The sequence below is a fragment of the Rossellomorea sp. FM04394 genome, assembly GCF_041889765.1.
GTDB classification, from domain to species: Bacteria; Bacillota; Bacilli; order Bacillales; family Bacillaceae_B; genus Rossellomorea; species Rossellomorea aquimaris_B.
Genome location: NZ_CP168654.1, coordinates 653,794 through 666,749, shown reverse-complemented (window position 1 = coordinate 666,749; position 12,956 = coordinate 653,794). Strand labels below are relative to the sequence as shown.

Genomic DNA, 12,956 nt, shown 5'->3' with positions numbered 1-12,956 from the left:
ATGTGTATGATAGAGGTAGAAATTTTCCAAATAATAAAGGAGTCTTGCTACATGGATTACATCAAGCGGGGAACACGCGAATTCAATCATGCAAACCTCGCCCTGTTTGCAGGCGGATTCAGTACCTTTGCCATCCTGTGGGGAACGCAGCCCCTGCTTCCGGACATCGCCAATGAGTTTGATATTTCACCAGCCACTTCAAGTCTCAGCCAGTCTTCCACTACCATTGCCCTCGCTATCAGTCTATTAATTGCAGGTTCCTTATCTGACGTCTATGGAAGAAAATCCGTCATGACCTTTTCTTTACTCACATCATCCATTCTTGCCGTTTGCTCAGGATTTGCATCAAGCTTCCATATGCTCGTTGCCGGTCGGATTCTGCTGGGAATATCGCTCGCCGGACTTCCTGCTGTCGCCATGGCTTACTTGGGTGAGGAAATCGAAGCGAAGAGTCTCGGAATGGCCATGGGATTATACATCAGCGGAAATTCCATCGGGGGAATGTCGGGCCGGATCATCAGCGGCGTCCTTACCGACCATTTCAACTGGCATGTCGCATTGATGGGAGTCGGGATCATCAGCATGCTTTCAACGGTCATCTTCCTGGTGCTCCTCCCGCCGTCTGCCCATTTCATACCGCAGATATTTCAGCTAAAATCATTAGCCGGATCCCTGTTCAGCCAGTTTAAAGTTCCAGGGCTCACGTATCTCTTCACCATCGGGTTTCTATTGATGGGAGGATTCGTTTCCCTCTACAACTACATCGGATTCGAGCTGATCGCACCACCTTACTCGCTCAGTCAGACCATCGTCGGCTTTATCTTCATCGTCTATATCGTCGGCACCTTCAGCTCGACCTGGATGGGGATGCTCGCCGATCAGTATGGAAAAAAAAGAATCCTGCCACTGTCGCTCGTCATCATGTTATCCGGGGTGCTTTCGACCCTGCATCCGAATCTCTGGGTGAAAATCATCGGGATAGCCGTCTTTACTTACGGATTCTTTGCCGGACACTCCATCGCAAGCAGCTGGGTCGGACGATTGGCCGTCCATGATAAAGCACAGGCTTCTGCACTCTACTTATCCGCCTATTACGCGGGATCGAGTATCGGCGGTACCGTCAGCGGCAGCTTCTATCACCATTTCAACTGGTCCGGTGTGGTGTGGATGATCGTTACTCTTTCCGTGATTTCGATTGGGATTTCATTTTGGTTGGGGAAAAGGGACGTGGCGCGATAAATATAAAAGAGGACTTGCCACGAAGTCCTCTTTCTTTGTCTCCGAGGAGGCGGGCAATTCTATCAGCCCAATTTAGTCAGATTCCCCTCATCTCAGTTGCCCGATTTCTTTACCAACAAGGGATTATAAAATCAAGAATACGAGAAATCAGGATGAAGACCGATAAGAGACCAAAGTATTTTCTCATCTCAATCCCCTACTCTTTTAATCGCCACTCATACTGAATATCCGGCAAATTCTCTTCATTCTCCTGCCCTCTGCCGATGATCACAAATCCATTCTTTTCATAAAATCTCTGAGCACTTTGATTCACTTCAAACGTGTATAAGATTAAACGGCCACTCGATTGCGTTTTCGCTTTATCCAATAAAATCTGACCTATTCCAGCACCTTGATAATCGACGTGAATGTAAAGCTGACTGATTTCCGTTTCATTATAAGCGGCCATTCCCACTACTCTTCCATCTATTAGTGCTAAATCGATTTGAAATTGTTCAGGCAGGATATGGGTTAAAAAATTGAGGTGACTTTCCACGCTGTGCTTTTCTTTTTGGCCAATGGCCCGTTCTTTACTTTCCCTCCACATGTTCACGGTTTCTTCGGCATAGTCGGGGTGAAACGGGGTAATAGTGATGTGGTTTTGCGGCATGCTGTACCCTCCTTTTTATATGAAGCACTACTTTCAAATCAGGATGTTCCCCTGTTAATACAAGTAAAGAAGCAACCAGCTTTCTTGAGCCGGTTGCTTCTTTCGATGTCTATATCTTTGTCACTTCTATATAACGGAGCTGGATCCCGTCTTTTTCAATCACTTTAAAGCGATGACCTTCTTCTTCAATGAAGCTGCCGACTTTGGCATCGAGGTTTTGCGTCATGAACCAGCCGCCGATGGTGTCGATGTCCAGATCGCCAATGTCGATGGTTATGTTCAATAGAGAGTTGACATCATTGATGAGAACCTTTGAATCAAGAAGGTAATGACCATCCTTGAGCTTTCGAATTTCGGCTACTTCATCCTCGTCAAATTCATCCCGGATTTCACCGACGATTTCTTCAAGGATGTCCTCGACCGTCACGATGCCGGATGTACCCCCGTATTCATCTATCAGAACGGCGATATGAACCCGCTCTTTCTGCATTTTCACAAGCAGGTCATGAATCGGGATCGTCTCAATGACAGTAATGATCGGGTTGATAAATGGTCGTAGGGTAAAGTTCGTATCCAGTTCGTTGACCATCGCCTCTGTCAGAAGTTCCTTCATATTGACGAATCCTTTGACGTTATCTTTATCGCCGTTCACGACAGGATAACGCGTGAAATTCTCTTTTCGAATGGTATCTATCACGTCCTCGAGCGTATCGTCTATGGAAAGGGAGACGATTTCTTTTCGTGGGACCATGATTTCCTTCGCAATCCGCTCATCGAATTCAAAGATGTTGTTCACATACTTTAGTTCGTTCTTATTGATTTCCCCGCTTTTAAAACTCTCCGAAAGCAGGATCCGAAGCTCTTCCTCGGTATGGACTTCTTCATGCTCAGAAGCCGACTTCAACCCGAAGATTCCCACAAGCACACGTGCAGATCCATTTAAGAACCAGATAAAAGGATACATGATCCGGTAGAACCAAATGATCGGGCCCGAGAATAATAGCGTCACGGCTTCGGCTTTCTGGATCGCCACCGTTTTTGGTGCAAGTTCCCCGACTACAACGTGAAGGAATGTCACAAGGGCAAAGGCGATACCAAAGGACAGGATATGCGTGATGGCTTCATTCAACTCGAAATAAGCAAAAAGTGGATGCAAAATCTTCTCCACAGTCGGCTCACCCAGCCACCCTAATCCAAGGGCCGTAATCGTAATTCCAAGCTGGCAAGCTGATAAATACTCATCCAGATGAGTCACGACCTTCTTAGCGGCAATCGATCCTTTACGGTTCTCCGCTATGAGTTGATCAATCCTGGAACCCCGTACCTTTACAATCGCAAATTCCGTCGCAACGAAAAAAGCGGTTAGAGCAATCAATAAAACGATTAAAATTAAGTTTATAGACGTTGTCAATTAGCAGCCTTATCCTCGGATAAGGCTTACACCTCCATCATGATAAATTTCATCCACTAAGTGAATGGTTGGATTGATGAAAGCATGAAGTTGAAAACTACTTATCTCTAGAAGGGATTGTATGGAGCCCATAATGAGAAGTAGACCGTCCAGCTTCCAGCAACCCAGATCGAACCATTGAACCAAATGTTAAGCAGCATCGTTCAGCTGACTCGTATCTTAGCTTCTCTGTCCCATTTTCATCCCCCCAGCCGTTTTGATAAAATAATATAGTATGATTTTACTTAATTATGAGAATTTAATCAAACATATACAAAACGCTAAACATTTATATCCCTCTTATCGTGAAACCAAATCATTGCGATGATACCATTCCCCAAACTTCTTCATCCCAGAATCTTCTTTCACCCTGTTATACTCCATAAAATCAATTTCATCAAATTCAGCCAGTGTTTTATCAAAATGCTTCGGAATAAATAGATACCAAAGATCTGACCACTTACTCTCATTCTCGGAACCTCTTATCTCCTGTGAGATGAATCCTGGAGATTTACTCTCAAAGAATCTCATTTCCTCTCCATCATAGTAAGCCAGGCATGATCTAAATTCACACTCCCTGTTCTCCTCATCCCTTAACAATTTCAAGATCCCCTCGATACCGATCGTATCTAACATGTGATTGACATACGCTCTGGGAAAACCATTGAGCGCTGAGACAAAGAAACCCGAGTCCAGTGCAATACATGGGCGTTTCACAATCGCATATGCTTGTAACACCTTCTGCTTGGCTATTTCCTTGATATCATCACTTCTAGGTTCATTCAATTCAGCCTCGATCGGTAAAACCTTTATGTTCGTTAACTCCTTCTGTGCAGACGCGATTTTCCCTTTGTTTGTGGTTACGAATATGATTTCTTTCATTGTTTTGTTTCTCCTTTGCTTTAATCCATTATGCCAACACTCAATATTACAAACTTTCTATCAGGATGTACAACTGGAATTTCTCAAAAAAAATGAAGCTTATTCCGGTATCATAAGCCCCTTCAATTGCACACACTATCCAGTGCCATCTTATATTCCTTTAAATATATTAGGTTGAGCACGATTTCTAAGGTAATCCTCCCCAAGAATCCCATAAACCGCACAATCCTTATACTGCCCCTTCGCATTGCGGATCATATCCCGGATGATCCCTTCCTGCTCCATCCCGGCTTTCGTCATGATCCTGCCTGAAGCCGGATTATCCGTATTATGGGCTGCGGATATTTTATGAACGTTCATATGTACAAAGGCAAATTCCACGACCGCTTTCAAGGCTTCGGTCCCATATCCTTTGTTCCACCAATTGAAACCAAGGGAATAACTGACCTCGCAATTCCCTGTAGAGTGGCCAAAATCATACAAATCGATCTCTCCGATGAGTTCACCCTCACCTTTGAGTTCAATGCCCCAGTGACAAAACTCTTTCGATTCATATCGCCTCACAATCTTCTCCACCCGCTCTTTTGTTTCGTCAACGGTCTTATGTGCCGCACTGACTCGATTATCAGAGATCCGCTCATCCGAAATCCAGTGGTCAAAGACGCTTTGGATATCATCGAGGTCGAATTTCCGCAGGATGAGTCGATCAGTTTCCAAATTGGGACTTCCGTAAAAACGGATCATACTATCTCTCCTTTTACCTTAACGCATCATTTTAAAAATAAGTAACCATCATAATCACAAAACTGATAAGCGTATATAATACAGCTCCATAAAACACTGAACCTACATTGGCTTTCAATTCATTGTCCTTTTGTATCTTCCACCCTGCCTCACTGGCCTCCAAAGTGGCTCCTTTTGATAACGTACCACCACTACTATTAAAAAAGAAAAGTCCAACCGCTAATCCCAGTCCGATGAAAAAGCTCCATTCTCCGTAAGAATAAGAGAACAGAAGGCTCCCGATCCAGATAGCTATAGCAAGTATCGCAGCCGTTACTAATGACGTTCGTGTTATGAATTTCTTCATATATATATTCCCCCCGTATATTACTAATACTTACGAATGGAGGTCGTTAAAGTTTCAATTTTCAGTCAACAACATTTCCAAATACACACCATTCTTAGAAGAATAATCATAGTAATCCAACGAACCCCCTAAAATTCAATATAAAACGGATGCTGACTCTCATCCAAACAAAGCTCGATTCTCTTTCTAAAATTCGAATGAGTCACCCTTGCCAACGCCTGCTCAATCGGAAAAAATCCTACCTCAAGACTCTCCTGTGAAGTCGTCGGTTCGCCTCCCACGGGCTTCGCAAGGAACAGGGTGTTGCAGATGGATCTTTTCACATTTTGAAATACCCCGCAAAATGCCAGCACCTCAACATCAATACCGGTCTCCTCTTTCGTCTCCCTGATTGCAGCCTCTTTCAATGACTCCCCTTCTTCCACCTGTCCGCCGGGCATTTCCCAGCCGCGCCTTGGTCCCTTTATTAATAGGATTTCCTGTTGGTCATTGATGACAATGGTGGCAGCTGAAACGATGTGTTTTGGCGGTGAATATATACCCTGTATGTTTTGTGTCATAAAAACATCCCTCTTTTTCAATAATATTTTTTCCTCAGAATTAATTTATACTATGTTTGTGAGTAGATCTAAAAAATACCTCTTTCACATAAATCGTATACGTCAAGACAATCACCGAAAAAATAAAATTCCCTATAAAGGGCTGATTAGGTTGGTCAGATAACAATATGAAACTGATGAATCCAAACATAACCGAGTACATGATGAATAACCAAAAACCCCATTTTTTCAATTTCATATATCCATAAACCATCACCAGGGAAAAGACCGCCACTACTACTCTCATGATTCGTTCAGGTATCATCGATACTCCAAACCTTTCAGAAATGCTAATCGTATCAGCAGCAGCCTGATAAAAAATAGCGGTAAATAATAATACGATTGCACCAAAAATATAAAAATAACTTATGATGGATACACCTAAGGGTCTCTTCACGATTTGGCCTCCATTATTTTACGTTGTCTAAAAACACCATTAATACCAATTATGTCAAAATAATCCATAACACTCAATCACTATTTTTCACTAAAAAAAGCCTACCCACTTTTGGATAAGTTCCTGTTTACACTTACGACCACTCCATATCCTTTTCCACCCAATACCCCTCATCCGAATTCTTCACCACTACATCAAAATTCTCATGATTCGGATGCATAAAGACTTCATATTGTATTCTCCGTTCCTCATGGGTTTTTCTTAAATATTCGACCTCCATGCCTCTTTCAGAAACATCACGGATACCTCTTCTCATGAGTTCCGTTTCTCCATCGGTATAGAAGTAAATTTTTACATCGTATAAGTAGGGATTGCTGAATGCAACCGACATCCCTTCTACAATCGTCAAGTTGTTTCGGGACGAGATGAGCTGACTTCTTTCATAAGGGACGTCCATGGTATAGAAATCCATCCCCTCCCTTACCATCTTAACGTCCCGATCGAGAGCCAATACATGGTGGGCAGCCGGATGACAGGCGGTCATTTTAGATTGATGGATTTCATTGTTGTATTCATATTGGATGGAAGTATACTTTCTTACATCGGAATTGACGATATAGGGATCGGCATTGATATAATTGATATCCTTTCCTTCCAGCAGCGTCAAAAGCTTCTTGGCAAAGGTGGTTTTACCCGAAGCACCATGTCCTGAAATACCGATAATCATTTTTCCATCTTGCTTGTTTAATAGATTGGCTATGTTATGTAGGATCTTGTCCATAAATTCTCTCCCTATCATTCGTGATTATTTTCTCGTAAAATACATCTTCAAACATCCCCGCTCAAATCGATTTCAGAATCACATTTGAATCCTATTCAATGGGTTTACTTTTTATGAAGAGAAGCCGCCAATCTCACAAACTCCTCACTATCCTTCACACATAATCTCATCCCTTTTTCCCAAAAGGCTTCCTCCGTAATGTCTTCTCCCAAATGCTTCATGACGAGGTCTTCTGTCGACATGCTGCCTGAATCCCGCAAGAGGTCCATGTAATGCTCCACGAATCCTTTTCCCGTTTCCTTAGCTCTTGCGAAGAGGTTGAGTGCGACTAGATATCCAAAGGTGTAAGGAAAGTTATAGAAAGGAGATTCTGTTTTATAAAAATGGGGTGTCCATACCCAGGAGTGCACCGGGATCTCATCAATGGAACCGGCATAGCCTTCTTCCATGGCATACTCCATCAGTTCGTTCAAACGTACTGCCGGGACGAACCCTTTTTTCCGTTCTTCGTGAAAGTCCTTTTCAAAAATGAACCTGGAATGGAGATTCATGAAGTTCATGACGCTGCGCTTTAATTTCTCGTCAAGAAGAAACAGCTTCTCTTCGTCAGACTCGGCTTTCTCCATGGCTGCTTCCAGGATGATCATCTCTGCGAAGGTCGACGCCGTTTCGGCCAAGCTCATGGGATAGGACTTGTTCATCCCGTTTACTGATTTCATCGCATGGTTATGAAAGGCGTGACCGAGTTCATGCACAAGGGTCAACACCCCTTTAAATGTGCCGGGAAACGTGAGGAACACCCTGGACTCCCCCGTTAACGGAAACCCTGCACAAATGGGAACCGCAGACTTACCTGGACGATTTTCCGCCTCGACCCAGCCTTCACTGAATGCTTTCTCCGCAAACTGTCCCATTTCCGTCCCGAACGCACGAAATTGCTCCTCGATCAACGCGGCGGCTTCCCCGTATTCCATTCCTTGATGATTATGATTCATCGGGGACCAAAAGTGGTAGGACTTCATTTTTGCATCACCATTCATCCGCGCTTTCACGTTCAGATAATCGGCAAACGGTTCTTTATATCTCTCAATGACCGAAAACATGCTATTCAGCGTTTCTTCCTTCATCCGGTTTTGGGCGAGAGGAACATGTAGTACGTCCTCGATCCCCACGCTCTTATACATATTCAACCTGAAGCCTGCGAGATGATTCAGGATTTGGGCAAACTGTCCTTCATGCTCGGTCCACTTTTCCACCAGGGCCTCATGCGATTTTTCTCGAACCAACTCATCCGAATGCGAACGAAGGTTGATAGCCTGGCCAACGGAGTAATCCTGACCATTCACCCGGACCTTGATGCTGCCCATGAACGATTGATAGAACTGTCCCCAGGCATGGTACCCGTCTGCCATGAGGTCCGATACTTCCTGCGAAGGCTCACGGTCCGCTTCTTCCCGCCATTCAGAGAGGATGAATCGATACTCCTTCAGATCCTCTGAATCAAGGAGTGTTTTCCATACCGATTCCTCCATATGGGCTAATCTTCTCTTCAGGTCACTGGTAATAGAATCATATTTTGATTGAAGAGCCGTGGTTTGCCCTCTATAGAATTGTGCACCCTGGTCTTTCGGATTTTCCGAAAGAAGACAGATGGCGTAGGATCTCGCTTGTGAAATGGACATCTTTATTCCCCTAAGACGATCAAGAAAAGCGACCAGTTGATCCGGTTCAAGCCCCGTCGCCAACTCTTTCATGATCTTTTCCAGCTCCAAAACCCTATTTTCCGTTTCTTTCATATGGTCATGCAATTCAGGTGATGTGCTTCCACCTTCGAAAATGCTGTCGAGATTCCATACTTGTTTATATTTTGTTTGAGACATATTAGCTCCTCCTACCCTGGTTCCGAACGAAACATACGTTCTTATTTTACCTTATTTTGAACTATTTTCCAACTCTTATTTGTCCCAAAATTCCAAATAGACTATAATTTGTTCATAGTTCATAACACTGAATCGGAGGATCACATCATGCCAACTGTCACTTTAGTCGAATACAACGAAACATATGAAGAGAAGCTTAAGAAATTTCACCTGCCTGAAGACCAGCTGGAATTCACGAGCATGCCCCTCGACAAAATCCGGAATCCCTCTATCTCAAAGGACACCAGCCACATAGTCATCCTGCATGACGACGAACCCGTCGGCTACTTCGCATTGGAAAAAGGGGAAAAGCTTCGTAAATATTCATCTAACCCCAAGGCTAGACTACTAACCTCGTTCTCTATCGATGCCACGCGGCAGGGGCAGGGCTTTGCCAAGAAGGGACTCCATCTGTTGCCAAGCTTCATCAGGGAAAACCTCCCCGATACAAAAGAAGTGGTCCTTGGTGTGAACAAACGGAACAAAGCAGCCATCAGCCTCTACCTCAAGACAGGTTTTACCGACGAAAACGAGGTCTATGAGGGACCAAAAGGACCTCAACATATTCTGCACCTGAAGGTTTGATAAAAAACAGGAATGCCCGCTATGAGCATTCCTGTTTTTCAACCCGTACAAATCACCAGCATATTCCCAGCATGTTTTTGAATGACGAAATAGGAAAAGTTTCATATCTCTTGATTCCAAGACGACCTCATACTCCAGCTGATCTACATAAGCGTAGAAAAGAACTCAAAGTATTACACCTTCAAATTCCCCCCTTAATACTTCTTTTCCGATCTGATTTTCACATAAGAAGGATGCCATAATAGATATCCTATTCTTTTCTTGCCTTTCATACTTTTCAATTTTCACGTCACATATAATCGTATCCCCCGTAAACACAGGTCTTAAAAACTCAAAATTCATCGTTCGGGCCAGCACGTTATGATTTCCACCTACTTTGGTCGGCAAAGTTGCAGTTAATAACCCTTGTATGACCAGTCTCCCCTGTTCATCCGGGGTCATATGGTGAGAGCCTTCATCCCCTGAAATCTCTGTAAATAATTCAACATCCCTTACGGTAAAAGTCCGTTCAAATGTAATGATATCCCCTACTTTTAACGACATGAAACCATCCTCCCTGCAGGTTTCTATTTATTTTGAATCAACCCGAACCCGATCCCAGTTGGATCCACAAGATAAGCAAGGTAAAAGTCGTCGAATTCCATGATGTCCCGGACCACCATCGCACCGTTTTCTTTTGCTTTATCCATCGCCCTTTCGATGGAATCCACTTCGATTTGAATCCGTGTCCCGTGGGGATGGTCGCTTGGACCCTTGCCAATGCCACCGTCTATCCCTCCGTTTTCTTGATTCCCGGTTGAAACTTCCCTGAAATCCCATCTTGGTTCAGCCACTTCCCACCCAAAGACATTTGAATAAAATGCTGCTGCTTTCTCTGGATCTTGACTGCTGATTTCAAACCCTACTACTTTACCACTGGACTTTTTCATGATTTATCCCCCCCGTTGTATCCTACTTCTGTCAACCGTCGACTCCATAGCTTCATTTCGCATTTCTAAAATGAATTCCTTATACACATAGTCCCTTCCACCATTCTTTTCATACCAATTTTTTATACGATTGACGTGTGCCTCATCACTTCGAATGGTGTTTTCGATTTCAACGTAATCTTCATAACTGGCATACTCCCAAATAGCGAAGATTTCAACCGTTCCATCCTCGTTATCCTTCATCCAGCGTCCGATCAGACGAGAACCATGCTTTAATTGGTTAGGGAGGTTAATATTGTTGAAAAGGTCATTGAAAATATCGACAAATTCTTTTTTTACGGTATAGAACTTCCTTCTATAAAACATACATATCCCCTTTTGGTTTATTTCCCACCTTCTCACAATCCACCAAGTAATCTACTACAGTACAGATAAGATTCTATTAAAGACATAAACGGAGTCTTTCCACTAAATAACTTTATTTGGATAGGATCGCATTTCCCGAACGGTTCAATCTTAAGTAACCCATAAAAACATCTTTAATCATTTGTGACTTTTCAACTTCAATCAATTTATTCCCCTTCACCGCTGCATATCCACATACCTCTTCATACAATAACGGAGACCCAGTCCCTACCTTGTAAACCTTCTCTTTCACCAGGCTTTCTCCATTCACTTTAACATCGGAAAGTATGCCGTCATGGCGACTCCACGTCACCCCGGCGAAAGCCAATGCACCGATCGGTATCCCGTGTGGCCTGAACCCATTCCCGTATACCTGCTTGGAGATAACTTTTTGATCAAAACTATCCTCTATCAATCCGGCAATTTGTTCGCCTTTCAGCTCCATCAACACAGGCGAATGCATACTTTTGCACCGATTGTACACATCCCCCTTCGTTACATCGCCGGGTTCCAAGCCTTCTTCCACTGCGGCTCCCCCATACATAATGCCAATCTCCGCCTTCCAGTAGTCGCGAACGGCATCTGCCATTAATTGAATAACATCAGCATGAGTAAGTTCTGTGCTGGTTGTGTACAATACCTCAGACAGAAACTCATTCGTTTCCTCCCGACCCCTTTCTAAAATGGCTTCCATGCTGGCATCAGCTTCTGACTCGGGAGTGATTTCAACTAATTTCCCCTCGTATGATTCAATCTTATGTAGACCATTCTCGATATGTAAATCCAATCTCAACTCCCCGACATATTGCCCATGAGACCCCGCTTGAACGATCACCACACCCGATTCCACAACGGGACTTTGAAGAACCGTATGAGAATGCGCCCCCACAATCAAATCAACCAGCCCGCTGACTTCTTTCGCCATCTCCACATCGGCACCATACCCCAGATGGGATAGAAAGACGATGACATCTGCCCCCTGTTCTTTCAGATCCGCCACGGCTTTTTTTATCGCTCCAAGGGTTTCCAGATTCTTAAATCCGTGCTTATTCTCATAAAGATCCCCGAATTGATCGGTCGCTCCAAATAATCCAACCTTCACACCGTTATCCACTGTCACGAGAAGCGTTTCTTTCATCCCGCCGATGGGAGACCCATCACCCTCTGCGAGATTTAATAATAACCACGGTACACTGGACTCAAGACTATGCTCTCGTATCAACTCCGGTGACGACCGCAGCACCTCATTATTCCCCACCGACATCGCATGATAGCCGACATCCGCAAGCATCTCCAAGTGCATATGGCCATTCGTCGCCAGGCACTCATTGATGCTCATATCCATGTGATCACCGCCATCCAGCAATAAATAACTTTCTTCCTGCTCCTTAAGCTCCCTGACACGTTTCTTTATGTATGCAGCCTGTCGTACTACCAGATCATAGTTCCCGTGAAGATCATTGGTGTGAAGAATGGTGATGGTTTTGTTCATATGTAGTTCCCCCTTGTATTTAACTATTGTAAGCATCTTATATTGAACTCATTTACTCAACCAGTTCTCTCGTTAAAGCGTGAATGGCTTCCATTACTTCTTTCAGGTTTTCCTCATCATCCATCTTTTCTCTGGCATGCAACAATACCGGTCTGACCGACTCAACGGAACGCCCGAACTCATACATCCAGTCATATCTCGGAACCATCCAGGTGTGAAAATGATGAGTGGTGTCTTCGTTGTAGAAATAATAGACATGTTCGATTCCGAGAATTTCCCTTTGAGCTTTTCTGATCCTGGTCAAAACATGTATGTAATCCAGTTTCTCAGCTTCTGATAATTCATCGAAGCAGGTGATATGCCTTTTTGAAGCTAATATGATCAGCCCTCTGATGGGATAAGCCACATCCTGGTGGGCGTGGAAGTATTCCGTTTCCATCACAACGCCTCCATCCGGTACCACTGACCCGCTTGTTAATGCACAACTCAAACACTCCACGTTTACAGTTTTTCCATTTGATAACGTGATTTCCCTCATA

At 43.8% G+C, this 12,956-nt stretch carries 16 protein-coding genes; 2 read left to right on the top strand and 14 right to left on the bottom strand.

Annotated features, from left to right (window positions below; genetic code table 11):
• Positions 1–51: 51 nt before the first annotated feature.
• On the top strand, positions 52–1,239 hold the full coding sequence (locus tag ACCB35_RS03425) for an MFS transporter (RefSeq protein ID WP_374055740.1): 1,188 nt from the start codon (positions 52–54) through the stop codon (positions 1,237–1,239).
• A 196-nt stretch (positions 1,240–1,435) separates the two neighbouring features.
• Here ACCB35_RS03425 and ACCB35_RS03420 read toward each other — a convergent pair whose 3' ends face one another.
• The 9 genes from ACCB35_RS03420 to ACCB35_RS03380 form a co-directional block, all read right to left on the bottom strand.
• A complete protein-coding gene (locus tag ACCB35_RS03420; protein ID WP_374055739.1) occupies positions 1,436–1,888 on the bottom strand; it encodes an N-acetyltransferase family protein in 453 nt (150 codons plus the stop codon).
• A 109-nt stretch (positions 1,889–1,997) separates the two neighbouring features.
• Positions 1,998–3,299: a hemolysin family protein gene (locus ACCB35_RS03415; protein WP_374055738.1), complete on the bottom strand. Its 1,302-nt coding sequence runs from the start codon at positions 3,297–3,299 to the stop codon at positions 1,998–2,000.
• A 339-nt stretch (positions 3,300–3,638) separates the two neighbouring features.
• Entirely contained in the window at positions 3,639–4,220 is a 582-nt protein-coding gene (locus tag ACCB35_RS03410; RefSeq protein WP_374055737.1) for a non-canonical purine NTP pyrophosphatase, read from the bottom strand.
• A gap of 150 nt (positions 4,221–4,370) precedes the next feature.
• On the bottom strand, positions 4,371–4,964 hold the full coding sequence (locus ACCB35_RS03405; RefSeq protein ID WP_374055736.1) for a GNAT family N-acetyltransferase: 594 nt from the start codon (positions 4,962–4,964) through the stop codon (positions 4,371–4,373).
• Positions 4,965–4,995: 31 nt separating this feature from the next.
• A complete protein-coding gene (locus ACCB35_RS03400) occupies positions 4,996–5,310 on the bottom strand; it encodes a hypothetical protein (protein WP_374055735.1) in 315 nt (104 codons plus the stop codon).
• Positions 5,311–5,438: 128 nt separating this feature from the next.
• Positions 5,439–5,870, bottom strand: coding sequence for an NUDIX hydrolase (locus ACCB35_RS03395; protein WP_374055734.1), 432 nt, complete (start codon positions 5,868–5,870; stop codon positions 5,439–5,441).
• A 40-nt stretch (positions 5,871–5,910) separates the two neighbouring features.
• Positions 5,911–6,306, bottom strand: coding sequence for a hypothetical protein (locus ACCB35_RS03390; RefSeq protein WP_374055733.1), 396 nt, complete (start codon positions 6,304–6,306; stop codon positions 5,911–5,913).
• A gap of 133 nt (positions 6,307–6,439) precedes the next feature.
• Complete coding sequence (locus ACCB35_RS03385; protein WP_374055732.1) at positions 6,440–7,087, bottom strand: uridine kinase; 648 nt, start codon at positions 7,085–7,087, stop codon at positions 6,440–6,442.
• Between the two features lie 104 nt (positions 7,088–7,191).
• On the bottom strand, positions 7,192–8,967 hold the full coding sequence (locus ACCB35_RS03380) for a M3 family oligoendopeptidase (protein ID WP_374055731.1): 1,776 nt from the start codon (positions 8,965–8,967) through the stop codon (positions 7,192–7,194).
• Between the two features lie 147 nt (positions 8,968–9,114).
• Here ACCB35_RS03380 and ACCB35_RS03375 point away from each other — a divergent pair, with 147 nt between their 5' ends.
• Positions 9,115–9,591: a GNAT family N-acetyltransferase gene (locus ACCB35_RS03375; protein WP_374055730.1), complete on the top strand. Its 477-nt coding sequence runs from the start codon at positions 9,115–9,117 to the stop codon at positions 9,589–9,591.
• Between the two features lie 165 nt (positions 9,592–9,756).
• Here the strand turns inward: ACCB35_RS03375 and ACCB35_RS03370 are convergent, their stop codons facing one another.
• The 5 genes from ACCB35_RS03370 to ACCB35_RS03350 form a co-directional block, all read right to left on the bottom strand.
• Positions 9,757–10,134, bottom strand: coding sequence for a hotdog domain-containing protein (locus ACCB35_RS03370; RefSeq protein ID WP_374055729.1), 378 nt, complete (start codon positions 10,132–10,134; stop codon positions 9,757–9,759).
• 23 nt (positions 10,135–10,157) lie between these two features.
• Entirely contained in the window at positions 10,158–10,520 is a 363-nt protein-coding gene (locus ACCB35_RS03365; RefSeq protein WP_374055728.1) for a VOC family protein, read from the bottom strand.
• 3 nt (positions 10,521–10,523) lie between these two features.
• Entirely contained in the window at positions 10,524–10,886 is a 363-nt protein-coding gene (locus tag ACCB35_RS03360; RefSeq protein WP_374055727.1) for an NIPSNAP family protein, read from the bottom strand.
• A gap of 112 nt (positions 10,887–10,998) precedes the next feature.
• Positions 10,999–12,417: a bifunctional UDP-sugar hydrolase/5'-nucleotidase gene (locus ACCB35_RS03355; protein WP_374055726.1), complete on the bottom strand. Its 1,419-nt coding sequence runs from the start codon at positions 12,415–12,417 to the stop codon at positions 10,999–11,001.
• Positions 12,418–12,469: 52 nt separating this feature from the next.
• Positions 12,470–12,955 (bottom strand): HIT family protein, encoded by a 486-nt coding sequence (locus ACCB35_RS03350; RefSeq protein WP_374055725.1) that lies wholly within the window; start codon positions 12,953–12,955, stop codon positions 12,470–12,472.
• Position 12,956: the final 1 nt, after the last annotated feature.